Source organism: Streptomyces sp. NPDC005195 (assembly GCF_040608315.1).
Lineage (GTDB): Bacteria > Actinomycetota > Actinomycetes > Streptomycetales > Streptomycetaceae > Streptomyces > Streptomyces kaempferi.
This window is the reverse complement of record NZ_JBEXHZ010000020.1, coordinates 61012-84578: the sequence shown is the minus strand read 5'-3', so window position 1 is coordinate 84578 and position 23567 is coordinate 61012. Positions and strand designations below refer to the sequence as shown.

23 protein-coding genes are annotated in these 23567 nt (G+C 71.1%); 8 read left to right on the top strand and 15 right to left on the bottom strand.

What is annotated here, in order from left to right:
* Window positions 1-180 precede the first annotated feature (180 nt).
* The 7 genes from truB to rimP all read right to left on the bottom strand — a co-directional run bounded on the left by truB (window position 181) and on the right by rimP (window position 7449).
* Window positions 181-1086: a tRNA pseudouridine(55) synthase TruB gene (gene truB, locus ABZV34_RS21505; RefSeq protein WP_356278828.1), complete on the bottom strand. Its 906-nt coding sequence runs from the start codon at window positions 1084-1086 to the stop codon at window positions 181-183.
* Window positions 1083-1532 (bottom strand): 30S ribosome-binding factor RbfA, encoded by a 450-nt coding sequence (gene rbfA, locus ABZV34_RS21500; RefSeq protein WP_356278825.1) that lies wholly within the window; start codon window positions 1530-1532, stop codon window positions 1083-1085. Before rbfA ends, truB begins: the two co-directional genes overlap by 4 nt.
* A 33-nt stretch (window positions 1533-1565) precedes the next feature.
* Complete coding sequence (locus tag ABZV34_RS21495) at window positions 1566-1859, bottom strand: DUF503 domain-containing protein (protein WP_356278822.1); 294 nt, start codon at window positions 1857-1859, stop codon at window positions 1566-1568.
* 287 nt (window positions 1860-2146) lie between these two features.
* On the bottom strand, window positions 2147-5329 hold the full coding sequence (gene infB, locus ABZV34_RS21490) for a translation initiation factor IF-2 (RefSeq protein WP_356278820.1): 3183 nt from the start codon (window positions 5327-5329) through the stop codon (window positions 2147-2149).
* A 147-nt stretch (window positions 5330-5476) separates the two neighbouring features.
* On the bottom strand, window positions 5477-5755 hold the full coding sequence (locus ABZV34_RS21485) for a YlxR family protein (protein ID WP_356278818.1): 279 nt from the start codon (window positions 5753-5755) through the stop codon (window positions 5477-5479).
* A 102-nt stretch (window positions 5756-5857) separates the two neighbouring features.
* On the bottom strand, window positions 5858-6904 hold the full coding sequence (gene nusA, locus ABZV34_RS21480) for a transcription termination factor NusA (RefSeq protein WP_356278816.1): 1047 nt from the start codon (window positions 6902-6904) through the stop codon (window positions 5858-5860).
* 2 nt (window positions 6905-6906) lie between these two features.
* Complete coding sequence (gene rimP / locus ABZV34_RS21475; RefSeq protein ID WP_356278814.1) at window positions 6907-7449, bottom strand: ribosome maturation factor RimP; 543 nt, start codon at window positions 7447-7449, stop codon at window positions 6907-6909.
* Between the two features lie 241 nt (window positions 7450-7690).
* Here rimP and ABZV34_RS21470 point away from each other — a divergent pair, with 241 nt between their 5' ends.
* The 3 genes from ABZV34_RS21470 to ABZV34_RS21460 all read left to right on the top strand — a co-directional run bounded on the left by ABZV34_RS21470 (window position 7691) and on the right by ABZV34_RS21460 (window position 9847).
* The gene (locus ABZV34_RS21470) at window positions 7691-8323 is read left to right on the top strand and encodes a hypothetical protein (RefSeq protein WP_356278812.1); all 633 of its coding nucleotides are present in this window, start codon (window positions 7691-7693) and stop codon (window positions 8321-8323) included.
* A gap of 95 nt (window positions 8324-8418) precedes the next feature.
* Window positions 8419-8859: a ferritin-like domain-containing protein gene (locus tag ABZV34_RS21465; RefSeq protein WP_356278911.1), complete on the top strand. Its 441-nt coding sequence runs from the start codon at window positions 8419-8421 to the stop codon at window positions 8857-8859.
* Between the two features lie 40 nt (window positions 8860-8899).
* On the top strand, window positions 8900-9847 hold the full coding sequence (locus ABZV34_RS21460) for an aminoglycoside phosphotransferase family protein (RefSeq protein WP_356278809.1): 948 nt from the start codon (window positions 8900-8902) through the stop codon (window positions 9845-9847).
* A 157-nt stretch (window positions 9848-10004) separates the two neighbouring features.
* On the opposite strand, the gene ABZV34_RS21455 is transcribed toward ABZV34_RS21460, so the two are convergent.
* The 6 genes from ABZV34_RS21455 to dxr all read right to left on the bottom strand — a co-directional run bounded on the left by ABZV34_RS21455 (window position 10005) and on the right by dxr (window position 17511).
* Complete coding sequence (locus ABZV34_RS21455) at window positions 10005-11696, bottom strand: proline--tRNA ligase (RefSeq protein ID WP_356278806.1); 1692 nt, start codon at window positions 11694-11696, stop codon at window positions 10005-10007.
* Window positions 11697-11788: 92 nt separating this feature from the next.
* Complete coding sequence (locus ABZV34_RS21450) at window positions 11789-12358, bottom strand: GNAT family N-acetyltransferase (RefSeq protein WP_356278803.1); 570 nt, start codon at window positions 12356-12358, stop codon at window positions 11789-11791.
* Window positions 12359-12437: 79 nt separating this feature from the next.
* Window positions 12438-13286: a GNAT family N-acetyltransferase gene (locus ABZV34_RS21445; protein ID WP_356278800.1), complete on the bottom strand. Its 849-nt coding sequence runs from the start codon at window positions 13284-13286 to the stop codon at window positions 12438-12440.
* Window positions 13287-13632: 346 nt separating this feature from the next.
* Window positions 13633-14790, bottom strand: a complete 1158-nt coding sequence (ispG, locus tag ABZV34_RS21440; protein WP_168530480.1) for a flavodoxin-dependent (E)-4-hydroxy-3-methylbut-2-enyl-diphosphate synthase — start codon at window positions 14788-14790, stop codon at window positions 13633-13635.
* A 163-nt stretch (window positions 14791-14953) separates the two neighbouring features.
* On the bottom strand, window positions 14954-16258 hold the full coding sequence (locus ABZV34_RS21435) for a site-2 protease family protein (protein ID WP_356278797.1): 1305 nt from the start codon (window positions 16256-16258) through the stop codon (window positions 14954-14956).
* Window positions 16255-17511 (bottom strand): 1-deoxy-D-xylulose-5-phosphate reductoisomerase, encoded by a 1257-nt coding sequence (gene dxr / locus ABZV34_RS21430; RefSeq protein WP_356278794.1) that lies wholly within the window; start codon window positions 17509-17511, stop codon window positions 16255-16257. Before dxr ends, ABZV34_RS21435 begins: the two co-directional genes overlap by 4 nt.
* Window positions 17512-17703: 192 nt before the next feature.
* Here dxr and ABZV34_RS21425 point away from each other — a divergent pair, with 192 nt between their 5' ends.
* Window positions 17704-18156, top strand: coding sequence for a lamin tail domain-containing protein (locus ABZV34_RS21425; protein WP_356278791.1), 453 nt, complete (start codon window positions 17704-17706; stop codon window positions 18154-18156).
* A 106-nt stretch (window positions 18157-18262) separates the two neighbouring features.
* On the opposite strand, the gene ABZV34_RS21420 is transcribed toward ABZV34_RS21425, so the two are convergent.
* Window positions 18263-20194 carry an acyl-CoA dehydrogenase family protein gene (locus ABZV34_RS21420; protein ID WP_356278788.1) on the bottom strand — a complete coding sequence of 644 codons (1932 nt, stop codon included), beginning with the start codon at window positions 20192-20194 and terminating at the stop codon, window positions 18263-18265.
* Window positions 20195-20664: 470 nt separating this feature from the next.
* Between ABZV34_RS21420 and ABZV34_RS21415 the strand changes: the two genes are divergently transcribed.
* Window positions 20665-21678 carry a LacI family DNA-binding transcriptional regulator gene (locus ABZV34_RS21415; RefSeq protein WP_356278785.1) on the top strand — a complete coding sequence of 338 codons (1014 nt, stop codon included), beginning with the start codon at window positions 20665-20667 and terminating at the stop codon, window positions 21676-21678.
* 154 nt (window positions 21679-21832) lie between these two features.
* Window positions 21833-22315 (top strand): hypothetical protein, encoded by a 483-nt coding sequence (locus ABZV34_RS21410; RefSeq protein WP_356278782.1) that lies wholly within the window; start codon window positions 21833-21835, stop codon window positions 22313-22315.
* A gap of 52 nt (window positions 22316-22367) precedes the next feature.
* On the opposite strand, the gene ABZV34_RS21405 is transcribed toward ABZV34_RS21410, so the two are convergent.
* Complete coding sequence (locus ABZV34_RS21405) at window positions 22368-22592, bottom strand: hypothetical protein (RefSeq protein WP_356278779.1); 225 nt, start codon at window positions 22590-22592, stop codon at window positions 22368-22370.
* 170 nt (window positions 22593-22762) lie between these two features.
* Between ABZV34_RS21405 and ABZV34_RS21400 the strand changes: the two genes are divergently transcribed.
* Together ABZV34_RS21400 and ABZV34_RS21395 are read left to right on the top strand one after the other, a co-directional pair.
* Window positions 22763-23212, top strand: coding sequence for a hypothetical protein (locus ABZV34_RS21400; protein ID WP_356278776.1), 450 nt, complete (start codon window positions 22763-22765; stop codon window positions 23210-23212).
* Window positions 23213-23341: 129 nt separating this feature from the next.
* Window positions 23342-23515 (top strand): hypothetical protein, encoded by a 174-nt coding sequence (locus ABZV34_RS21395; RefSeq protein ID WP_356278773.1) that lies wholly within the window; start codon window positions 23342-23344, stop codon window positions 23513-23515.
* Window positions 23516-23567 lie beyond the last annotated feature (52 nt).

Here is a 23567-nt window from a genome sequence, read left to right as displayed (position 1 = left end):
GGACGGATGGATACACCTCTGGGTGGGGGAACCGAGGGGGGACCATGGAGCGGCGGGCGCGAAGCCCCGTGACCGCCGCTCCACGGGCGAGTGGGTCCTGCCGGAACCACGCGCCCTGAGCGGCCCGCGGGATCTCGCGGGCCGTGGGGATCTCGCGGGCTTCGAAGGGTGCCGCGGGCCTCAGCCGAACACGGCGAGGCTCTTGGCCTTCCCCTTCTGCTCCTCCACCAGCGCCAGGAACTGCCCCGCGGGATCGAAGACGCCCACGGCGCCCGCCCCGGCGTACTCCTCGGGGATCTCCAGGCGCACACCGTTGAGCAGCAGTCGCGCCCGCCTGTCGTCCACGTCCCAGCGCGGGAACGCGGCCGTGGCGGCCTCCGCGATCGGCATCACGGTCAGCTCCTCCTGGAGCTGGCCGAGCGTGCGTGCGCACTCCAGCTTGTACGGGCCGACGCGGGTGCGGCGCAGGGCGGTGAGATGGCCGCCGACGCCCAGGTCCGCGCCGAGGTCGCGGGCGAGCGCCCGGATGTACGTCCCGGACGAGCAGACCACGGAGACGACCAGGTCCAGGACGGGCGTGCCGTCCTCGGCCACGGCGTCCCGGACGTCGTACACGGTGAACGACGAGATCGTCACCGGGCGGGCCGGGATCTCGAAGTCCTCGCCCTCACGTGCCCGCTTGTAGGAGCGCACGCCGTCGATCTTGATGGCGCTGACCTTGGACGGCACCTGCATGATGGCGCCGCTGAGCTTGGCGATCCCGGCGTCGACGGCTTCCCGGGTCACCCGGGAGGCGTCGATGGAGGAGGTGAGGTCGCCCTCGGCGTCGTCCGTCAGCGTGTTCTGGCCGAGCCGGATCGTACCGAGGTACTCCTTCTCGGTGAGCGCGAGGTGCCCGAGGAGCTTGGTCGCCTTCTCGACGCCGAGGACGAGTACGCCCGTCGCCATGGGGTCGAGGGTGCCGGCGTGGCCGACGCGGCGGGTCTTCGCGATGCCTCGCATCTTGGCGACCACGTCGTGCGAGGTGAAGCCCGACGGCTTGTCGACGATGACAAGTCCGTCGGGCGTCCGGAGCTTCTCGGTCATTCGGCGGCGTCGTCCTCGTCCTCGTCGTCCGGCTTCTTGTACGGGTCCGCGTCACCGGCGAAGGCGGCTCCCGCCGAGACCTCACGCACCTTGGCGTCGGAGGCCCGTGCCTTGTCGAGCAGGTCCTCGATGGTCTTGGCGGTGTCCGGCAGGGCGTCCGCGACGAAGGTCAGGGTCGGGGTGAACTTCACGCCCGCCGCCGCGCCGACCGCGGAGCGGAGCACGCCCTTGGCGCTCTCCAGGCCCGCGGCCGCGGCCGCGCGCTCCTCGTCGTCCCCGTACACCGTGTAGAAGACGGTCGCCTCCCGGAGGTCCCCGGTGACCCGGGTGTCCGTGATGGTGACGTGGGTGCCGAGCCGCGGGTCCTTGATCCCGCGCTGCAGCTTCTTGGCCACGACCTCTCGGATGAGGTCCGCCAGCCTCTTGGCACGCGCGTTGTCGGCCACTGGTCCGTCTCCTTCTTCGCCTTGCTTGTTTCGTCAGTCTTCGTCTGTGTGGAGCCTGCGCCGTACCGAGAGCAGTTCCACCTCCGGCCGTGCGGCGACGAACCGTTCGCACCGGTCCAGTACGTCGGTGAGGTGCTCGGTGTCTCCGGAGACCACCGCGACGCCGATCTCGGCCCTGCGGTGCAGGTCCTGGTTGCCCGTCTCCGCCACGCTGACCGCGTACTTCCGCCGGAGTTCGGCGACGATCGGGCGGACGAGAGAGCGCTTCTCCTTGAGCGAGTGGACATCGCCGAGGAGCAGATCGAAGGACAGCGTCCCCACATACATGTGTAACCGGATGTCCCGCCGGTACGGGCTAGACGGCCTGCCAGTCACTTGGCAGGGACATCAGAACCGTACAACGAACGGGTGGGATGCTCGCCGGGGTTTTTCGCCCCCGCGTCCGCCGGGGCTTCGCCGCGGACCCCGTGGGCCGATCTTCGACCGCGGGCCGGTGAAAGCCTCTCGCGCAGTTCCCCGCGCCCCCGTCCGGGGGCGCGGGGAACTGCGCGATCGTTCAAACGGCGAGCCGGCCGACGGTGATCTCTCACCGCCGGCCGGCTCGAGCCACTGCCTTACGACCGCGGCTTCTCGCGCATCTCGTACGTCGCGATGACGTCGTCGACCTTGATGTCGTTGAAGTTTCCGAGGTTGATACCACCCTCGAAGCCTTCGCGGATCTCGGTGACGTCGTCCTTGAAGCGACGCAGCCCGGAGATGTTGAGGCTCTCCGCGATGACCTTGCCGTCGCGGATGAGGCGCGCCTTGGTGTTGCGCTTGACCTCGCCCGAGCGGACCAGGACACCGGCGATGTTGCCCAGCTTGGACGACTTGAAGACCTCGCGGATCTCCGCCGTGCCGAGCTCGACCTCCTCGTACTCCGGCTTGAGCATGCCCTTCAGGGCCGCCTCGATCTCCTCGATGGCCTGGTAGATCACCGAGTAGTACCGGACGTCGACGCCCTCGCGCTCCGCCATCTGCGCCGCGCGGCCCGCTGCGCGGACGTTGAAGCCGATGACGATGGCGTCGGAGCCGGTCGCCAGGTTGATGTCGGACTCGGTGACCGCACCCACACCGCGGTGCAGGACACGGATGTCGACCTCGTCGCCGACGTCGAGCTGGAGCAGCGAGGACTCGAGAGCCTCCACCGAACCGGACGCGTCGCCCTTGATGATGAGGTTGAGTTCCTGCACCAGACCGGCCTTGAGGGCCTCGTCCAGGTTCTCCAGGGAGAACCGGACACCCCGGCGGGCGAAGTTGGCGTTGCGCTCACGCGCCGCGCGCTTCTCGGCGATCTGACGCGCCGTGCGGTCCTCGTCGACGACCAGGAAGTTGTCGCCGGCGCCCGGGACGTTGGTGAGACCCAGGACCAGGACGGGGGTCGACGGACCCGCTTCCTCGACGTTGTTGCCGTTGTCGTCGAGCATCGCCCGGACACGGCCGTACGCGTCGCCGACCACCATGGTGTCGCCGATGCGCAGCGTGCCGCGCTGGACCAGGACCGTCGAAACGGCACCGCGGCCGCGGTCGAGGTGGGACTCGATCGCAATACCCTGCGCGTCCTGCTCCGGGTTGGCCCGCAGGTCGAGCGAGGCGTCCGCGGTCAGGACCACGGCCTCCAGCAGGGAGTCGATGTTCAGACCCTGCTTCGCGGAGATGTCGACGAACATCGTGTCGCCGCCGTACTCCTCGGCCACCAGACCGAACTCGGTGAGCTGACCGCGCACCTTCGTCGGGTCGGCGCCCTCGACGTCGATCTTGTTGACCGCGACCACGATCGGCACGTCGGCCGCCTTGGCGTGGTTCAGCGCCTCGATCGTCTGGGGCATCACACCGTCGTTGGCCGCCACCACGAGGATCGCGATGTCGGTCGACTTGGCACCACGGGCACGCATGGCGGTGAACGCCTCGTGACCGGGGGTGTCGATGAAGGTGATCCTGCGCTCTTCACCGTTGACCTCGGTCGCGACCTGGTACGCGCCGATGTGCTGCGTGATACCGCCGGCCTCGCCCGCGACGACGTTCGTCTTGCGGATGGTGTCGAGAAGGCGGGTCTTACCGTGGTCGACGTGACCCATGACGGTCACGACCGGCGGACGGACCACGAGGTCGTCCTCGTCGCCCTCGTCCTCGCCGAACTCGATGTCGAAGGACTCGAGCAGCTCGCGGTCCTCCTCCTCGGGGCTGACGATCTCGAGGACGAAGTTCATCTCGTCCGCGAGGAGCTTCAGCGTCTCGTCGGAGACGGACTGCGTGGCAGTGACCATCTCGCCGAGGTTCATCATCACGCCGACGAGCGACGCCGGGTTCGCGCCGATCTTCTCCGCGAAGTCGGTGAGGGACGCACCGCGCGACAGGCGGACGGACTGTCCGTTGCCGCGAGGCAGCATCACGCCGCCGACCGACGGGGCCTGCATGGCCTCGTACTCCTGGCGCCTCTGCCGCTTCGACTTGCGACCACGACGCGCGGGACCACCGGGACGACCGAAGGCGCCCTGTGTGCCACCACGGCCACCGGGACCACCCGGACGACCGCCGAAGCCGGGACGGCCACCGCCGCCACCACCGGGACCACCCGGACGGCCGGCGAAACCGCCGCCACCGCCACCGGGACCCGCCGGACGACCGGCGAAACCGCCACCGCCGCCACCCGGACGACCGGCGAAGCCGCCGCCGCCACCCGGACGACCGCCGCCGCCGCCACCGGGACCACCGGGACGACCGCCGCCGCCACCGGGACCACGGCCACCGGGGCCGCCGCCGGGACGCGGGCTGCCCGCGGCAGGACGCTGCGGCATCATGCCGGGGTTCGGACGGTTGCCACCGGGGCCACCGCCGGGACGCGGAGCGCCACCCTGCGGACGGGGCATGCCGCCCGGGGTCGGACGGGCACCGCCCGGACCGCCCTGCGGACGCGGAGCGCCGCCGGGACCGCCCTGGGGACGGGGACCACGGTCCTGGCCGCCCGCGCCCTGCGGACGCGGACCACCGGGAGCACCTGCGCCACCGGGTCGGGGCGCACCACCCGGACGGGGCGCCTGCGGGCGCGCCATGCCGGTGGAGCCACCCGAGGTGAAGGGGTTGTTGCCCGGACGAGGACCGGCCGGACGGGCACCGGGACGTGCGGACTGGCCGCCCGGACGCGGGGCGCCCGGACGGTCGCCGCGCTCGGGACGGTCGCCGCGCTCGGGACGGTCACTGCGCTCGGGACGGTCACTGCGGCCCTGGCCACCCTGGCCGGGACCACCGGCGGGACGGGCACCGGGACGCGGCGACTGACCACCGGGACGCGGGGCGGAACCCGGACGGGAACCCGCGGCCGGAGCCGAGGGTGCCGCGGGAGCCGACGGGGCCGACGGGGGCGCGGTGAACTCGGGAACGGCCGGCGCCGGAGCCGCGGGAGCGGGCTTCGGGGCGGGCTTGGGACCCGGACGCGGACCCGACGCGGCCGGGGTGACCGGCGCGGCGGCGGGCCGCTCGGAAACAGCCGGCTTCGGGGCCGGCGGCCGCGGGGCAGCCGGACGGGCGGCCTGCGCGGGAGAGGGGGCTGCCGGCCTCGCCGGGGCAGCCTTGCGTGCGGCGGGCTTGCCGCCACCGTTGCCCTGCTGGAGGGCGTCGGTCAGCTTGCGTACTACGGGCGCCTCGATCGTCGACGACGCCGAACGGACGAATTCACCGAGCTCCTGGAGCTTGGCCATGACGACCTTGCTCTCAACCCCGAACTCCTTGGCGAGTTCGTATACCCGGACCTTAGCCACTTCGCTCCTTTTAGGTCCGGGTTGCGTCCGGACCGTCGCTACTTCATGGGCGTACTCATCGCGTGCTCATCGAGTGCTCATCGCAATCTCGACCTACTTCCAACTCGCGGGGTACCAGGGCCGTACGGGGGTTCCGCACGACACGTCTTACGGTGTTGCCTGCTCGACGCAGAGGCGCAACGCCGCTGTATCGAGTACTCCCTGGGCACGCAGCGCCCGTGGGAACGCCCGGCGGCGTACCGCCAGGTCCAGACAGACCGGGGCGGGGTGTACGTACGCACCCCGGCCGGGCAGCGTACCGCGATGATCGGGGACGCATTTACCCTCGATCGCCACGACCCGCAGCAGATCAGTCCTGGCCGCTCGCTCCCGGCACCCCACACAGGTGCGTTCAGGGCATGCGCGGGCTCGCGTCCGGCCAGACACTGTTAAGTCTACCTCTCCGCACCGACCTCACCCCTTTGGGGCAAGAATCGAACAGTTGCCGCTCAGATAACTGTCGTGATCCAAGCCACTCGCGGCTTGGATCTATTCCCCGCTCCGGTCCCCACGCCGGTCCCCACGCTGGTCCCCGCGCCGCTCGGCGGGCTCGTCGGAGGGCTGCTCGGTGTCCGGGCGGATGTCGATCCGCCAGCCGGTGAGACGGGCCGCGAGGCGGGCGTTCTGGCCCTCCTTGCCGATCGCCAGTGACAGCTGGTAGTCGGGGACCGTCACCCGCGCGGAGCGGGCCGCGAGGTCGACGACCTCCACCTTGGAGACACGGGCCGGGGACAGCGCGTTCGCCACCATCTCGGCCGGATCGTCCGACCAGTCGACGATATCGATCTTCTCGCCGTTCAGCTCCGCCATGACATTGCGCACCCGGCCGCCCATGGGGCCGATACAGGCGCCCTTGGCGTTCAGGCCCGACCGGGTCGAGCGGACGGCGATCTTCGTGCGGTGGCCGGCCTCGCGGGCGATGGCGGAGATCTCGACCGAACCGTCGGCGATCTCCGGCACCTCCAGCGCGAAGAGCTTCTTCACCAGATTGGGGTGCGTGCGCGACAGCGTCACGGACGGACCGCGCACGCCCTTCGCCACCCGGACGACGTACGAGCGCAGTCGCAGACCGTGCTGGTACGCCTCGCCGGGGACCTGCTCCTGCACGGGCAGGATGGCCTCCAGCTTGCCGATGTCGACGAGCACGTTCTTCGGGTCGCGCCCCTGCTGGACCACGCCCGTCACGATGTCGCCCTCACGACCGGCGTACTCGCCGAGCGTCGCGTCGTCCTCCGCGTCCCGCAGGCGCTGCAGGATCACCTGTTTGGCGGTGGTCGCGGCGATCCGGCCGAACCCCGACGGGGTGTCGTCGAACTCGCGTACCTCCTGCCCCTCCTCCAGGTCCTCGGGGTCCTCCTTCGCCCACACGGTCACATGACCGGTCTCCCGGTCGAGCTTCACGCGCGCGTGGCGGCGGCTTCCCTCGGTGCGGTGGTAGGCGATGAGGAGGGCCGACTCGATCGCCTCGACCAGCAGGTCGAAGGAGATCTCCTTCTCCCGCACCAAACCCCGCAGGGCACTCATGTCGATGTCCACGGCTACGCCTCCTCTGCGTTCTCTTCGGTCTCTTCGGTCTCTTCGGTCTCTTCGGTCTTGTCGTTCGCGTTCTTACGGTTGAACTCGACCTGGACGCGCGCCTTGGCGATGTCCGCGAGGGCGAGCCGCCTGGTGGTGGGCTTGCGCCCCTTCACACCCGGCACCTCCACGTCGAGGCCGTCGTCGTCGGCGTTCAGGATGCGGGCGACCAGCTCGGCGCCGTCTCCGAGCTGGAACTTCACCAGCCGGTCCGTGGCGCGTACGTAGTGACGGTGCTCCTTGAGCTCGCGCTCCGCACCGGGGGTTCCGACCTCGAGGGTGTACTCCCCCTCGCCCATCGCGTCGCTCTCGTCGAGCTTCGCCGAGAGCGCGCGGCTCACATCGGCGACCTGGTCCAGGTCCGCACCGGCGTCCGAGTCGACGACCACACGCAGCACGCGCTTGCGTCCGACCGAGTCCACCTCGATCTCCTCCAGGTCGAGTCCCTGGGAGCTGACGAGCGGTTCCAGAAGTTCTCGCAGCCTCTCGCTCTGGGTGGTGCTCATCCGGGTGACTCCTCGGCCGCGTGTGCTGTTGTGGGTTGGTCGCGTGTCTGGTCAAAGGGTATCCGGTCGCAGGGGGTGTTGCCGTCCACCGGGGGCGGGCACGGGAAGGTCCGGCGGCTGCCCGGGAACCGGCCGGCGGAGGCACGGGAGAGCCGCTGGCGGGCACCGGGTCCCGGCGCGGGTACCGTGATCACGGGCGCGCCGCCCTCCTGTTCGAACGAGCCTTCCGAGGACGTCTGCCGTGTCGTTCACCCCGCCGCCCCGCACCCCGTCGGGTCCGCGCCGAAGGAGCCTGCTCACGTCGGCCGTGGGCGCCGCCGTACTGGTGGGCTGTTCCGCTCCCGAGTCGTCGTCCCCCCGTACCGCGAGCCGGACCCCCTCGGCCGCGGACGCCGCACGCGCGCGTGCGGCCCGCGACAGCGAGACGCTCGCGGCGCGCTACGCCGCCGTGATCGCCGCCCATCCCCCGCTGGCGAAGCGGCTGGACCCGCTGCGATCCGAGGTCGTACGGCACGCCCAGGCGTTCGGCGGCACCGCGAGCCGGCCCTCGGCCTCACCGTCCGCCTCTTCCTCCGCCTCACCATCCGCCTCTTCCTCTGCCTCTGCCTCTTCCTCTTCGTCCGCCTCTTCGTCCGCGTCACCTTCGGGCTCGGCCTCCGCGTCACCCTCGGCTCCGGCTTCCGCGAGTTCCTCGCCCGCCGTGCCTGCCCGCGAGAAGGACGCCCTCGCCGACCTCGCGGCCGCCGAACTCGCCCTGGTGGACCGGCGTACGAGAGCCCTGCTGGACGTTCCGGGAGAGTTGGCCAGGCTGCTGGCCTCGGTGGCGGCGGCCGGGGCGGCCCACGCGTTTTTGCTGACGAAGGAGGCGAAGTGAGCTCTACGGACGCGACGGAACCGGCCGGGAAGGCCGGGAGGACCCACGAAGCCGGGACGGCCGGAGACGCCGGGCGGAAGACCCCGACGGCGGAGCTGACGGCCCTGCAGGCGGCGCTGGCCGCCGAGCACGCCGTGGTGTACGGGTACGGGGTTGTCGGCGGCAGGATCGGCGGGGCACGCCGGGACGAGGCACGCGCGGCGTACGACGCGCACCGTGCGCGCCGCGACGAACTGGCGCGCGCCATAAGGGACCTGGGCGGACAGCCCGCACCCGCGGCGGCGGCGTACGCGCTGCCCTTCGCCGTCAAGGACGCCGGCACGGCCGTACGGTTCGCCGCCGAGCTGGAGGAACGTGTGGCCGGGATCTACTCCGACCTGGTGCGCGCCTCCTCGGGCGACCGGCGGCGCTCGGCGGCCGAGGCGCTGCGGGAGGCGGCGGTGCGGGGAGTTCGCTGGCGCGGGGAGAGCGTAGCCTTCCCTGGTCTCGCCGAGCGGACGGCCGCCTCGTTCGCGGCGGCGCCCTCGCACACCTGACGCGACTCTCGGAAGGAACCCCTCCCGCATGGACTCCCGCATGGCTTTCGAACCGCCGCAGCGCCTGGTGCGGGCGCTCGGCGAGGCGCTGCGGGGCGGGTCCGAGGAGGCCAAGGGGGACGACGGGTCGGGCAAGTGGCTGGACCAGCTGACCGAGGCGCTTCAACAGGCGGTCGGCCTACGTGAGTTGACCGTGGAGCGGGTGCAGGCGCCGGGCGGGCGCAGCAGTCTGGTCGTGCTGGTGCGGCAGGCCGACGGGACGCCCGCGGTACTGAAGCTGGCGCCGGAACGGGCGCGTCCGGAGAGCGAGCGGGCCGCGCTCGCCCACTGGGGCGGCCGGGGCGCGGTGCAGCTCCTGCCTCCCCTCGGCGCGGTGGGCGACGTCCACGGAGTGCTGCTGCTGGAGCGGCTGCGGCCCGATCTGTCGGTGCGTTCGCTGCCGGAGGCGAAGGCGTTGCTGGAGGCGGCCGGCACGCTGCGGCGGCTGTGGGTCGAACCGCCCGCCGCGCGGGTGCACGTCTTCGAGACGGTGGCCGAACGGACCGGGCGGCAGGCCGAGGCGATGCGGGCCGCGGCGGACACCGACACCGAGGTCGTGGAGCTGGTCGACGCGGCGCTCGCGGCCCGTGCGGAGCTGATCGCCGGCCCGCCCGAGGAGCGGCTGCTGCACGGCACCTTCCGGCAGAGCAAGGTGCTCGCGGGTGAGCGCATGCCCTGGCTGGCCGTGGGCCCGGACCCGGTGATCGGTGAGTGCGCCTTCGATCTGGCCCGGCTGGTCCGTGACCGGGTGGAGGACCTGATCGCCTCGCCCTCGGGGGCCTCGATCACCCGGCGGCGGGTGAAGCGGCTCGCCGAGTCGCTGGAGGTGGACCAGGAGCGGCTGCGCGGCTGGACCCTGTTCCGGGCGGTCGAGTCCGGCGTGCGGGCGCGGCGGGTGGGGCGTGAACAGGACGCCGAGCTGCTGCTGGAGTTCGCCGGCTGGCTCTGATCCGGCGGCCTCACGGCCTGTCCCGGCGGGCCTCACAGCCTGTCCCGGACAGTCTTCCCGGACGTCTGGCACCGGCTTCCGGCACCGGCCGGGGCGTTGCCACCCCGGCCGGGCCGTCCGTCCTGCCGACGTCTGTCGGCCTGCCTCGGTGTGGCCGTCAGGCCGTCAGGCGCGCGATCGCCTCGTCGACGGTCAGTTCCTCGCGCTCGCCGGTGCGGCGGTCCTTGAGTTCCAGGACGCCCTCGGCCGAGCGGCGCCCGGCGACGAGGATCTGCGGTACGCCGATGAGTTCGGCGTCCGTGAACTTCACGCCCGGGGAGACACCGGCACGTTCGTCCACCAGGACCCGCACGCCCGCCGCGCCCAGCTTCTCGGAGACGTCGAGGGCCAGCTCGGTCTGGAGCGCCTTGCCCGCGGCGACGACGTGGACGTCGGCGGGGGCGATCTCCTTGGGCCAGCACAGACCCTGCTCGTCCGCCGACTGCTCGGCGAGCGCCGCCACCGCGCGCGAGACGCCGATGCCGTACGAGCCCATGGTCACGCGGACCGGCTTGCCCTGCTGGCCGAGGACGTCGAGCTGGAAGGTGTCGGCGTACTTGCGGCCGAGCTGGAAGATGTGGCCGATCTCGATGGCGCGGTCCAGCTTGAGGCCGGCGCCGCAGGACGGGCAGGGGTCGCCCTCCTCGACCACGACGACGTCGAGGTACTCGTCGACCTCGAAGTCACGGCCCGCGACGACGTTCTTCGCGTGCGTGTCGGCCTTGTTGGCGCCCGTGACCCACGCCGTGCCCGGCGCCACCCGCGGGTCGGCGAGGTAGCGGACCTTCTCCAGACCCTGCGGGCCCACGTAACCCCGTACGAGGTCGCCGCGGCCCTCGAAGTCCTCGGCCGTCACCAGTTCCACGACGGCGGGCGCGAGGTGCTCGCCCAGCTTGCCGAGGTCGACCTCGCGGTCGCCCGGGACGCCGACGGCGACGATCTCGCCGTCGACCTTGACCAGCAGGTTCTTGAGGGTGGCGGAGGCGGGGACGCCGAGGTGGCGGGCGAGCGTCTCGATGGTCGGGGTGTCGGGGGTGTCCAGCTCCTCGACCGGGCCGTGCTCCTCGGAGACGGGCTTGAGCTCGAAGGTCACGGCCTCCGTGTTGGCGGCGTAGTCGCAGGCCGGGCAGTCCGCGAAGGTGTCCTCGCCGGCCACGGCGGGGGCGAGGAACTCCTCGGAGGCGGAGCCGCCCATGGCGCCCGAGACCGCCGACACGATGCGGTAGTCGAGACCCAGCCTGGCGAAGATCTTCTGGTAGGCGGCGCGGTGCAGCGCGTAGGACTCGGCCAGACCCTCGTCAGTGGTGTCGAAGGAGTACGAGTCCTTCATCTGGAACTCGCGGCCGCGCAGCACGCCGGAGCGCGGGCGGGCCTCGTCCCGGTACTTGGTCTGGATCTGGTAGAGCATGACCGGCAGGTCCTTGTACGACGCGACCTGGTCCTTCACCACCAGGGTGAAGATCTCCTCGTGGGTGGGGCCGAGCAGGTACTCGCCGCCCTTGCGGTCCTTGAGGCGGAACAGCAGGTCGCCGTACTCCTCCCAGCGGGCCGAGGCCTCGTAGGGCTCCTTGGGGAGGAGGGCAGGCAGCAGGACCTCCTGGGCGCCGATGGCGTCCATCTCCTCGCGCACGACCCGGGAGATGTTGTCGAGGACCTTCTTGCCGAGCGGCAGCCAGGACCAGATGCCGGCGGCGTTGCGGCGCACGTAGCCGGCGCGGACGAGCAGCTTGTGGCTGAGCGTCTCGGCGTCGGCCGGGTCGTCACGCAGTGTCTTGACCATCAAACGGGACATGCGCTGGACCTGGGCCATGGTTCTCGACTCCTGCTGCGTAAGGGTGATGGCAAGGAGGTTAGCCGGGGGGCCGCCGTCCCCGGAAATCCGTTTCGCCCCGGGGGCGCCCGTCAGGGGCGCCGCAGCGGCAGTGGCGCGCCCATCACGGCGTACGGTTTCGGCGCGCTCGGGAAGAGGACCTGCCGTGCCAGGTCCTCGTAGCCCAGCGAGTGGTACAGGCCGCGGGCGGGACTGTCCGTGTCGATGGCCGAGAGGATCGAGCGGGGCTGCGCCGCGCCGTCCGTGATGCCGGTGATCAGGGCGCGGCCCGCGCCGCGGTTCTGGTAGCGCGGGTGGACGTGGAGCTCGGTGATGACGAAGGAGTCGTCGAGCCAGGTGTCGTTGCCCCGCGCCCGCAGATAGGGCTCGACGACGGTCGACCACCAGTGCCCACGGTCGTTGGGCATGCCGTAGACGAATCCGACGAGCCGACCGTCGACGGTGGTGGCCCCGAGGGCGCGGGCTCCCGGACTGGTGAGGTGGCGCAGCACGATCTGCCGGCGGACGGCGATCTCGTCGGGGCCGAGCCCGAAGGCGAGCGCCTGGACGGCGAGCGCCTCGTCGACGCGCGCGGCGAGATCCAGCGGGCCGATGACCACGTCGTCGGGGGTGCGGGGCCCCTGACCGGGAAAGCGCAGCATGCCGGGGAGACTACAGGGCAGGTACGAGGCTCAGAGCGGCTCTCCGGCGCGGTGGCGGCGGGAGTGGTCGGCGGTGTGGCTAGAACAGGACGCTCATGAACGCCCCGACCTCCTGGAAGCCCACGCGTCGGTAGGTCGCGCGGGCGGCCGTGTTGAAGTCGTTGACGTAGAGGCTGACGAGGGGGGCGACGTCCGCGAGGGCGTAGCGCAGGACGGCCGCCATGCCGGGGGCCGCGAATCCCTGGCCCCGGTACTCGGGGGCGACCCAGACGCCCTGGATCTGGCAGGCCTGGGTGGTGGCGGCGCCGACCTCGGCCTTGAAGACGACCTTGCCGTTCTGGTCGAGGCGGGCGAACGAGCGTCCGTTGCCGACGAGTTCGGCCACCCGTGCCTGGTAGAGGAGGCCGCCGTCGCCGGCGAGCGGCGAGACGCCGACCTCCTCGGTGAACATGGCCACGCACGCCGGCATGATCGTCTCTATCTCGTCCTTGCGGATGCGACGGAGATACGGGTCCGGGGCGATGTCGGCGGGGAGGCGGTCGGTGACCATGAGGGGCTGGTGGCGGCGGACCTCGCGGGCGGGGCCCCAGCTCGGTTCGAGCAGCCGCCACAGCAGGGCGGTGGCCTCGACGGGGCCGACGATCGAGGAGCAGCGGCGGCCGGCCCGGCGGGCGCGGTCGGCGAAGCCGCGGACGGCTCGGGGGGTCGCGCAGATCGGGACCAGGTTGGCGCCGGCGTAGCAGAGGGACTGCAGCATGCCGTCCTCGTACCAGCCCCACATCTCGCCGCCGAGCCGCCAGGGGTCCAGGCCGGCGATCTGCACCCGGGATGCGACGAAGGCGTTGGCGACCGGCTCACGGCCGAGCACGGCGAGCGCGGCGTCCAGGTCACTCGGTTCGAGGACCCTGGTGGTGGTCTGGGTCAACACGTACGGGGGCCTCACCCTGGGGTCTACTGATCTCCGCACTGTACCTGGCGAGGTTGTGGGGCGCCGCCCCTTGTACGGGGGTGGGACTTCGGCCGCGGGGGTCGCGGCTTCCGGGAGCGCTCGGCTGCGGGTGGGTGGGGGCCGGTCGCGTGGTTCCCCGCGCCCCTGAGGGGGCGGCGGGGTGGTGATGTCGGGAGTGGGGTGAACGACCCCGGGCTCCGTTCCGGCCTTGCGGGCCGGACGTGCCCCGTCGAGAGGCGCGGGGAACTGCGGGACCGGCCTCCTGCCCGTGGTCGAAGGGACGCCTCGGACAGGAGCGGGGCGGAGCCCCCGGGGACGGCGGGCGTCAGCCCGCCACGGCCACCGAAGGCTCGCCGGAGGCGACCCCGTCGGCCTCCATCTGCTCGGCGAGCTTCATCGCTTCTTCGATGAGCGTCTCGACGATCTTCGACTCGGGCACGGTCTTGATGACCTCGCCCTTGACGAAGATCTGCCCCTTGCCGTTGCCGGAGGCGACGCCGAGGTCGGCCTCGCGGGCCTCGCCCGGTCCGTTCACCACGCAGCCCATGACGGCGACACGCAGGGGGACCTCCATGCCGGTCAGACCGGCGGTGACCTCCTCGGCCAGCTTGTACACGTCGACCTGGGCGCGGCCGCAGGACGGGCAGGAGACGATCTCCAGGCCGCGCTGCTTGAGGTTGAGGGACTCCAGGATCTGGAGGCCGACCTTGATCTCCTCGACGGGCGGGGCCGAGAGGGAGACCCGGATCGTGTCGCCGATGCCCTCGGACAGCAGTGCGCCGAAGGCGACCGCCGACTTGATCGTGCCCTGGAAGGCGGGGCCCGCCTCCGTCACACCCAGGTGGAGGGGGTAGTCGCAGGCGGCGGCCAGCTGCCGGTAGGCGTTGACCATGACGACCGGGTCGTTGTGCTTGACCGAGATCTTGATGTCCCGGAAGTCGTGCTCCTCGAAGAGGGACGCCTCCCACAGCGCCGACTCGACGAGTGCCTCCGGCGTCGCCTTGCCGTACTTCTGGAGCAGGCGCCGGTCGAGCGAGCCCGCGTTGACGCCGATCCGGATCGGGGTGCCGGTGTCCTTCGCGGCCCGCGCGATCTCCTTGACCTGGTCGTCGAACTGCTTGATGTTGCCGGGGTTGACGCGCACCGCGGCACAGCCCGCGTTGATCGCCGCGAAGACGTACTTCGGCTGGAAGTGGATGTCCGCGATCACCGGGATCTGCGACTTGCGGGCGATGGTCGCGAGGGCGTCCGCGTCGTCCTGGGTCGGGCAGGCGACCCGGACGATCTGGCAGCCGGACGCCGTCAGCTCGGCGATCTGCTGCAGCGTGGCGCCGATGTCCGACGTACGCGTGGTCGTCATCGACTGCACCGAGACGGGCGCGTCTCCACCCACGGCCACGGTTCCGACCTGGATCTGCCGGCTCTTCCGGCGCTCGGCGAGCTTGGTCGGAACGGACGGCATGCCGAGAGAAATCGCAGTCATCTGCTGTGCAACCCCAAGTTGTGGATCAAGGTCCCGGAATCGTGGGCTCCAGGCTCCGAGATTACGGCACCGGCGCGCGCACGAGCACATCACGCCCCTAAACCCACCCAACGAATGGTGGCCGGGCACCCCAGGGTGCCCGGCCATCGTGAACGGAGCCCTACTAGGAGATTTTCACCGGGTTGACCACGTCCGCGACCAGCACGAGGAGCGTGAAGCAGACGAAGATCCCGGCCACCACGTAGGCCACCGGCATCAGCTTCGCGACGTCGAACGGACCCGGGTCGGGCCGCTTGAGCACCTTCGCCGCGTTCCGCCGCAGCGACTCCCAGAGCGCGCCCGCGATGTGCCCGCCGTCGAGCGGGAGCAGCGGGAGCATGTTGAACAGGAAGAGGGACAGGTTGAAGCCCGCGACCAGCAGAAGCATCATCGCGACCTGCTGGGAGGCCGGGATGTCGAGCGTGAAGACGTCCCCGCCGATCCGGGCCGCTCCGACCACGCCCATCGGGGAGTCCGCCTTGCGCGGGCCGTCGCCGAAGGCCGCGTCCCACAGGTCGGGGATCTTGCCCGGCAGCGAGACCAGCGACTCGACGCCGTTCTGCATCATGTCGCCCATGCGGTTCACGGACTGTCCGAACGACTGCTGGACGATGCCGGAGGCGGGCGTGAAGCCGAGGAAGCCGGCGTACACGTACTTGCCCTCGACGTAGCCGCCGTTGCCGTCGGTCTTGCTGACCTGGTTCTTGATCAGGTGGGCCTTGAGGTCGAGCCGCTGTCCCTTGCGGTCGACCGTGAGGGTGACGTCCTTGCCGGGGTTGGAGCGGATGTCGGACTGCAGGGCCGACCAGTCGCCGACCGCCCTGCCGTCGAACGCGACGATCTTGTCGCCGCCCCTGAGCCCGGCCGCCCTGGCGGGCGCGGCCTCGTCGCTCGCCGCGCACTTGGAGCGGTTCTCGCTCTGCTGGATGACACAGTCCGAGACCTTGCCGACGGTGTTGGTCTGGGTCTGCACGCCGAACGTCATCATCACGCCGAGGAAGATCGCGACGGCCAGGATCAGGTTCATGAACGGGCCCGCGAACATCACGATCACGCGCTTCCACGGCTTGCGCGTGTAGAAGAGGCGGGTCTCGTCACCGGGCTTGAGCTCTTCGAAGGCCGCCGACCTGGCGTCCTCGATCATGCCCCGGAAGGGGGAGGTCGAGCGTGCCTCGATCCGGCCGTCGGGACCCGGCGGGAACATCCCGATCATGCGGATGTAGCCACCGAGCGGGACCGCCTTCACCCCGTACTCGGTGTCGCCCTTCTTCCGCGACCAGATGGTCGGCCCGAAGCCGACCATGTACTGCGGCACCCGGATACCGAAGAGCTTGGCCGTCGACAGATGTCCCAGCTCGTGCCAGGCGATCGAGATGAGCAGGCCGACCGCGAAGACGACTATGCCGAGGATCATCATCAGGGTCGTCATGCACGAGCCTCCGCGGTTGTCGTCTGTGTCGTCAGTTCACGGGCCCGGGCACGCGCCCAGGTCTCCGCTTCGAGGACGTCCGCCACCGTCAGGGAAGTTCCCGATCGGGGTGTTCCGTGTTCCTCGACCACCCGTGTGACGGTCTCCATGATCCCATTGAACGGCAGTGTGCCGTTCAGGAAGGCGTCCACGCACTCCTCGTTGGCGGCATTGAACACCGCCGGGGCCGTGCCCGCGAGCCGGCCCACCTGCCGGGCGAGTCCGACCGAGGGGAACGCCTCGTTGTCGAGCGGGAAGAACTCCCAGCTCGACGCCTTGGTCCAGTCGCAGGCGGGGGCGGCGTCGGGGACGCGCTCCGGCCAGCCGAGTCCGATGGCGATCGGCCCCCGCATGTCGGGGGGCGTCGCCTGGGCCAGTGTCGATCCGTCCGTGTACTCAACCATCGAGTGGACATACGACTGCGGGTGCACGACCACCTCAATGCGATCGAAGGGAATGTCGTAGAGGAGGTGCGCCTCGATGACTTCCAGCCCCTTGTTGACCAGGGTCGCGGAGTTGATCGTGATGACCGGTCCCATGGCCCAGGTCGGGTGGGCCAGGGCCTCGGCGGGTGTGACGTTCGCCAGCTCCGCCTTCGTACGGCCCCGGAAGGGTCCTCCGGAGGCGGTCACGACGAGTTTGCGGACGTCCGCGCGGGTGCCGGCCGCCAGGGCCTGGAACAGGGCCGCGTGCTCGGAGTCGACGGGAATGATCTGTCCCGGTTCGGCCAGCGCCTTCACCAGCGGGCCGCCGACGATGAGCGACTCCTTGTTGGCGAGCGCGAGGGTGCGGCCCGCCTCCAGGGCGGCGAGGGTCGGGGCGAGGCCGATGGAGCCGGTGATGCCGTTGAGGACGGTGTGACCGTCGGATCCGGCGAGGTGGGTGGCGGCGTCGGCTCCGGCGAGGATCTCGGGGAGCGGCTCACCGGCGGCGTACTGGGCGGCCAGTGCCTCCCGCAGCGCGGGTACGGCGTTCTCGCGCGCGACGGCGACCGTGCGCACCCGCAGTCGGTGGGCCTGCTCGGCGAGCAGTCCGACCCTGCCGCCGGCGGCGGAGAGCCCGGTGACGCGGAAGCGGTCGGGGTTGCGCAGCACGAGGTCGATGGCCTGGGTCCCGATCGACCCGGTGGAGCCGAGGATCACGACATCCCGGACTCCGTCCACGGGGTCGAAGACAAGATGCGGATCAGCGAGGGGGGCTGGACTGTCGCTCATCCCCCCATTGTGGCCGTACCGCGGACCGCGCAGGACAGGGCTCCCCTCTTCCGCTTCCGCCCTCATTAGCACCCCGGCGTACCGGAGGACGCGGAATCACCTTTTGTGAATCTCACGTGAAGATCACGTGATAGCACTTCACCACTGGCCGGTGGACGACCGGCCGGGGAACGACACCCTGGGGGGTTCTCAATGCGGATACACGCCGCCCTGCCCGCGCTCGCCGGCGCCGTGGCACTGACAGGCACGTTTCTTCTCAGCACTCCGGCGCAGGCGGCCGGCGGTGTGACCATCCATCACGTCTGGTTCGACAGCCCCGGCTCCGACAACCGCTCCAACGCGAGCCTCAACGGCGAGTGGGTGCAGCTCAGGAACACCGGTTCCGCGGCGGTCTCGCTCAAGGGCTGGGTCCTGAAGGACGTGTCGAACCACCGGTACACCTTCCCCAACGTGAAGATCGGGGCGGGCAGGACCATGAAGGTGCACACCGGAAGCGGTACGGACACCACGGCGGACAAGTACCAGCACCGCCGCGCGTACGTCTGGAACAACACCGGTGACACGGCCACGCTCACGAAGGCGAGCGGCTCCAAGGCCGACTCGTGCTCGTGGACGACGCGGGACCCCAGCGACAAGTACTGCTGATCCCCGGGCGGTCCGCCGCCCGGGGACATCCGGGCGGCGGGGCGGAGGGCGTGGCCGACGCGCCCGACGGCGTCGGCCACCGCCCGCACCCGCGGGACCCGGGGGGTCAGCGGATGGGCCGGCGCACGTTCTCCCGCTGGGCGGGACCGGGCGTCGCGTCGGCGATCCACGGGCCGTCGCCGGACGGGTCGACGACCCCCTCCTCCAGCCAGGTGTAGGTGCCCGCCATCACGCCCTTGACGACCCTGCGGTCGAGCTCGTCGGTGTTGGTCCACAGCCGCCCGAAGAGTTCGTCGACACGGACCCGGGACTGCCTGCAGAAGGCGTCGGCGAGCTGGTACGCCTCACGGCCGTGCTCCCCGCCCGTGCGCAGGAGTTCGGCCCGCACACAGGCGGCGCTCATCGCGAAGAGCTCGGCGCCGATGTCGACGATCCGTCCCAGGAAGCCCTGCTTGGTCTCCATCCGCCCCTGCCAGCGGGACATGGCGTAGAAGGTGGAGCGGGCCAGCTTGCGGGAGCTGCGTTCGACGTAGCGCAGGTGCGGCGAGAGGTCGACGCCGTGCTGGAACTCGCCGTACGAGCGCGGGAGCTGACCGGGGCCCGTCACCAGCTTCGGGAGCCACTTGGCGTAGAAGACGCCGGCGTTGGCGCCCGCCTTCGCCTTGTCCGAGAGGGACTTGTCGGGGTCGATGAGGTCACCGGCCACCGAGAGGTGGGCGTCCACGGCCTCACGGGCGATCAGCAGGTGCATGATCTCCGTCGAGCCCTCGAAGATGCGGTTGATGCGCAGGTCCCGCAGGATCTGCTCGGCCGGGACCGCCCGTTCGCCGCGGGCCTTGAGGGACGCGGCGGTCTCGAAGCCCCGGCCGCCGCGGATCTGGACCAGTTCGTCGGCCATCAGACAGGCCATCTCGGAGCCGTACAGCTTGGCGAGGGCGGCCTCGATACGGATGTCGTTGCGGTCCTCGTCGGCCATCTGCGAGGACAGGTCGACGACCGCCTCCAGCGCGAACGTCGTCGCCGCGATGAAGGAGATCTTCGCTCCGACCGCCTCGTGGAAGGCGACCGGCTTGCCCCACTGCTCGCGCGCGGCGGACCACTCGCGGGCGATCTTGAGACACCACTTCCCCGCGCCCACGCACATGGCGGGGAGCGAGAGCCGGCCCGTGTTGAGCGTGGTCAGCGCGATCTTCAGACCCGCGCCCTCCGGGCCGATCCGGTTCGCGGCGGGGACGCGTACCTGGTGGAAGCGGGTGACACCGTTCTCCAGACCGCGCAGGCCCATGAAGGCGTTGCGGTGCTCGACGGTGATGCCGTCGGAACCGGCCTCCACCACGAACGCCGTGATGCCGCCCTTGTGGCCCTCGGACTTCGGCACCCGCGCCATGACGACGAGCAGATCGGCGACGACACCGTTGGTCGTCCAGAGCTTCACGCCGTCGAGGACGTAGTCGTCGCCGTCCGGCACGGCGGACGTGGCCAGCCGCGCCGGGTCGGAGCCGACGTCCGGCTCGGTGAGCAGGAAGGCCGAGATGTCGGTACGGGCACAGCGGGGCAGGAAGGTGTCCTTCTGCTCCTTGGTGCCGAAGATCTTCAGCGGCTGGGGTACGCCGATCGACTGATGCGCGGAGAGCAGCGCGCCGATCGCCGGGCTCGCGGAGCCGACCAGGGCGAGTGCCTTGTTGTAGTACACCTGGGTGAGGCCGAGGCCGCCGTACTTGGTGTCGATCTTCATGCCGAGGGCGCCGAGCTCCTTGAGCCCGTCGACGACCTCGTCGGGGATCCGCGCCTCGCGCTCGATGCGGGCGGAGTCGATCTTCGTCTCGCAGAAGTCGCGCAGCTTGGCGAGGAACTCCTCGCCCCGCTGGACCGCCTCGTCGGGCGGCAGGGGGTGCGGGTGGATCAGGTCGAGCCGGAAGCGACCGAGGAACAGTTCCTTGGCGAAGCTGGGCTTGCGCCAGTCCTGCTCCCGCGCCGCCTCGGCGACCTGACGGGCCTCACGTTCGGTGACTGTGGGCCGGTGGGGTGTTGCGGACAAGAAGCTCACCTCGCCGCGAATAGGGATCACTGGGGGTCTTCGTTACTGACCGGTGCTACTCGATCGTATGTACCTGATTGCGGGCGACCCCACCAGTCCTCGCGCAGCGTTCGGACCGTCCCCCGAACGTCCGGGGGCGGCCGGCATCCGCCACGTACGCGGCTTTCCATCCGGTGTCGCCTGACATGTTCCACATTGCGTCATCCCGACCGGCGCCGCCGCGCCGGGTGTCGCATCAGGGGACCGTTCGCGTGACAATCCTCCCCGGTCACCGTCTCCCCGGGAGGACGCGACGACGGGAGGGACGGGCGCCCCGCGACGAGTCCGGCGAGGTCGCCGTCGAAGCGCTTCGACTGATGTTGAGCACCTATGGACACACTCTCTCCCCCGGACTAATGTCGAGCCGCCCCCACTTGCTCCATCCGCGGTACACGCACTGTCGAAGCGCTTCACACCACCTGGAGAGCCGGATGGTCACCCTCGCCGAGGTCGCCCAGCACGCCGGAGTCTCGGCGAGCACAGTGAGCTATGTCCTCAGCGGTAAGCGGTCCATCTCCGCGGAGACCCGGCAGCGGGTCGAGCTGAGCATCCGGGAACTCGGCTACCACCCGAACGCGGGCGCCCGGGCCCTGGCGAGCAGCCGGTCCAACATCATCGCGCTGATGGTTCCGCTCCGCACCGACATGTACGTACCCGTGATGATGGAGATCGCCATCGCGGTGGCGACCCACGCCCGCACCTTCGGGTACGACGTGCTGCTGCTCACCGGCGAGGAGGGACCCGACGCCGTGCGCCGGGTAACGGGCAGCGGACTCGCCGACGCGATGATCCTGATGGACGTCGAACTCGACGACGAGCGGCTGCCGTTGCTGCGCCGGACGGACCAGCCGTCCGTGCTGATCGGGCTGCCTGCCGACACCTCAGGACTGACCTGCGTCGATCTCGACTTCGGAGCGACGGGCGCACTGTGCGCCGAGCACCTGGCGGTGCTGGGCCACCGGGACATCGCCGTCATCGGCGAGGCACCCGCCGTCTACGAACGGCACACGGGCTTCGCCGAGCGCACCCTCGACGGACTCCGCTCCCGGGCCCGCGAGTTGGGCCTGCGGGTGCTGCACCGTCCCTGCGAGGGCGGCTTCGACGCGATGTCCCTGACGCTCGCCCGGGTCTTCGACGAGCGCCCCGGCACCACGGGCTTCGTCGTGCAGAACGAGTCCGCGGTCGAGCCGCTGCTCGCCCTGCTCCGCCGCCGGCGCCGGGCCGTCCCCGAGGACGTGTCGGTGATCGCGATCTGCCCGGACCAGGTCGCCACGCAGGCCTCCGTGCGACTGACGTCGGTCGCCATCCCCGCACAGGAGATGGGGCGGCAGGCCGTCGAGATGGTGATCGCCAAGCTGGAGGGGCGTGGGGCCGTCGAAGTGGCGCTCATCGCACCCGAGTTGACGATCCGCGCGAGCACGGGCCCGGCACCGGCGGCCGCCTGACGCTCCACTCGCCACCCGCCAACTCCCCGTGAGCCCCTGCGGGACGTGCCCCGGCCGGCGGCGGTGCGGCCGCGCACGACACGTGACGTTTCCGTTGCCCGGAACTGTGGCCTCCACCACAGCGGGGCCGATCCTGCCCTGCTGAAGTCGGCGGATGATTCCTCTGCTCCTGTTGTCGCTCGCGGGCGGACTGGTCGCCTGCGTCGCCCTCGCCGCGTACGGCTTACGCAGGCTCGGACGCCCGGACGCGGAGCGCGCCGGCGGCGCAGGACGGCTGCGCGGGCCCGCCGCCCTCGTGGGTGCGGCCGCGGTGGCCGTGTATGTGTGGGGTCTGCTCCATGTCGCCGGGGCGGTCCTGGCGGCGGAGGACGGCGGCACCGACTCGGCGCCGATCCGGCCGTGCCGTACGCCGGGCTGGCAGGAGTGGGCGCGGGACCCCGGCATCACCGGTTACACGGTGAGCTATCTGCCCGTGCGCTTCGTCTGCGAGACGGGGGACGGCGGCCGGTACGCCACCGGCCACGTCCCCAGGTACGTCAACCCGGCCTTCTTCTGCCTCGCGGTGGCCGCCGTGGCACTGGCCGGCACCGCCGCGCTCGACACGGAGCGCCGGGCCAGGAGGAGGCCGGCCGTGTGACGCGCGGCGCCCGGCCGTCCCGCACCTGTCGCACTTCTCAGCCTTCTCAGCCCTATCGGTCGCCTCGGTCGCCCCAGTCGCCCCAGCCTTCGCGCCAGCCGAGTTTGACGAGCAGGTTCTTCGCCTCTTCCGCGACCTCCGCCTGAGCGACCACGTCGTAGCGGGCGGCGACGATCTGGCTGCGGGACGCGAAGTCGCGGCGGCCTCCGGTGAACGCGTGGCCGGCGAAGCCGAAGAGCGCACCGAAGATCGCACCGTAGAACAGGCCGCTGATCAAGGGCAGTAGCGCGTCTCCGGGCGGGGCGGAACGGGCGTCTTCGCCGACTCGGGGCGCAAGCAGAACGTTCGACTGTCGGACCGGCGACGTGGGTCATGTCCCGTTCGCCATGGGCCCCTAAGGCGACGGAGATCCCGTATCCCTGTTCGAGGCCATGGCTAGAATGAGTCATGAAATCGAACTTCATGCGGTCCGGGACGAGTTGGGACCGGCGGCTCGCGGCGGTTCTGGCTTCCCTGCTGAGTGCGGCGGCCCTCGGCTGGACCGCGCTCGCACTGAGCGTGCACACGACCGGCTCGACCGCACTGGGCCCTGACAGTGTGACCGATGCCGATATGGCCCGGCTGGGCGCCGTCGTGATGGCCGGCATCGCGGCGGTCGCTGCCGGACTGTGGTGGTGCCACTGGGCGACCGTACGTCGGCCGGTGACGGGCGGAGGTTGGGCGCGGGGGGCGTTCGCCGTCTCCGTCGTCCACTCGATGTTCGTCATACCGGTGATCGCGTTCGCCTCCTGGGGCTGGAAGGCCCCTGTGATCGCCTTCACGTGCGCGGTGGTCGCGGGCGGCGTGCGGGAGGCCGCCCGGGTGACTGCCGGCTCCGCCCGTGCCGTGACCGCGTAGGTTCACCGCGTGGAGGCGACACCTCGTCTCGACGCGCCGGTGCCCGGCGGGCGAGGCGACGGACGATCATCGCCTCGTACACGAACAGGCACGCCCCCCATTGTCAGACCCTCGCCGTACGGTGTGGGTATGTCGTACTCCCCCGGGCCTGACGGCCAGGTGCCGCACGCCCTTGACCAGGTCAACGACCGTATCCGCCACCTGATGACGGAGCCGGCGAGCTCCGCGCGCGCCGAGGAGTACCAGGAGCTGCTCTCACTGTGGTCGGCCCTCTCGCGCGACGACGTGACGAAGGCGGCCTGACCAGGATCCGTACCGGGCGCCGGTGACCCGGACCTCCGGACACGCCGACGGC

Bases quoted from the DNA above. Each gene is read 5' to 3' on its own strand.
- truB (WP_356278828.1), bottom strand. From the start codon at position 1,086: ATGACCGAGAAGCTCCGGACGCCCGACGGACTTGTCATCGTCGACAAG.
- ABZV34_RS21495 (WP_356278822.1), bottom strand. From the start codon at position 1,859: ATGTATGTGGGGACGCTGTCCTTCGATCTGCTCCTCGGCGATGTCCAC.
- rimP (WP_356278814.1), bottom strand. From the start codon at position 7,449: ATGAGCACCACCCAGAGCGAGAGGCTGCGAGAACTTCTGGAACCGCTC.
- ABZV34_RS21460 (WP_356278809.1), top strand. From the start codon at position 8,900: ATGGCTTTCGAACCGCCGCAGCGCCTGGTGCGGGCGCTCGGCGAGGCG.
- ABZV34_RS21455 (WP_356278806.1), bottom strand. From the start codon at position 11,696: ATGGCCCAGGTCCAGCGCATGTCCCGTTTGATGGTCAAGACACTGCGT.
- ABZV34_RS21450 (WP_356278803.1), bottom strand. From the start codon at position 12,358: ATGCTGCGCTTTCCCGGTCAGGGGCCCCGCACCCCCGACGACGTGGTC.
- ispG (WP_168530480.1), bottom strand. From the start codon at position 14,790: ATGACTGCGATTTCTCTCGGCATGCCGTCCGTTCCGACCAAGCTCGCC.
- ABZV34_RS21435 (WP_356278797.1), bottom strand. From the start codon at position 16,258: ATGACGACCCTGATGATGATCCTCGGCATAGTCGTCTTCGCGGTCGGC.
- dxr (WP_356278794.1), bottom strand. From the start codon at position 17,511: ATGAGCGACAGTCCAGCCCCCCTCGCTGATCCGCATCTTGTCTTCGAC.
- ABZV34_RS21425 (WP_356278791.1), top strand. From the start codon at position 17,704: ATGCGGATACACGCCGCCCTGCCCGCGCTCGCCGGCGCCGTGGCACTG.
- ABZV34_RS21415 (WP_356278785.1), top strand. From the start codon at position 20,665: ATGGTCACCCTCGCCGAGGTCGCCCAGCACGCCGGAGTCTCGGCGAGC.
- ABZV34_RS21410 (WP_356278782.1), top strand. From the start codon at position 21,833: ATGATTCCTCTGCTCCTGTTGTCGCTCGCGGGCGGACTGGTCGCCTGC.
- ABZV34_RS21400 (WP_356278776.1), top strand. From the start codon at position 22,763: ATGAAATCGAACTTCATGCGGTCCGGGACGAGTTGGGACCGGCGGCTC.
- ABZV34_RS21395 (WP_356278773.1), top strand. From the start codon at position 23,342: ATGTCGTACTCCCCCGGGCCTGACGGCCAGGTGCCGCACGCCCTTGAC.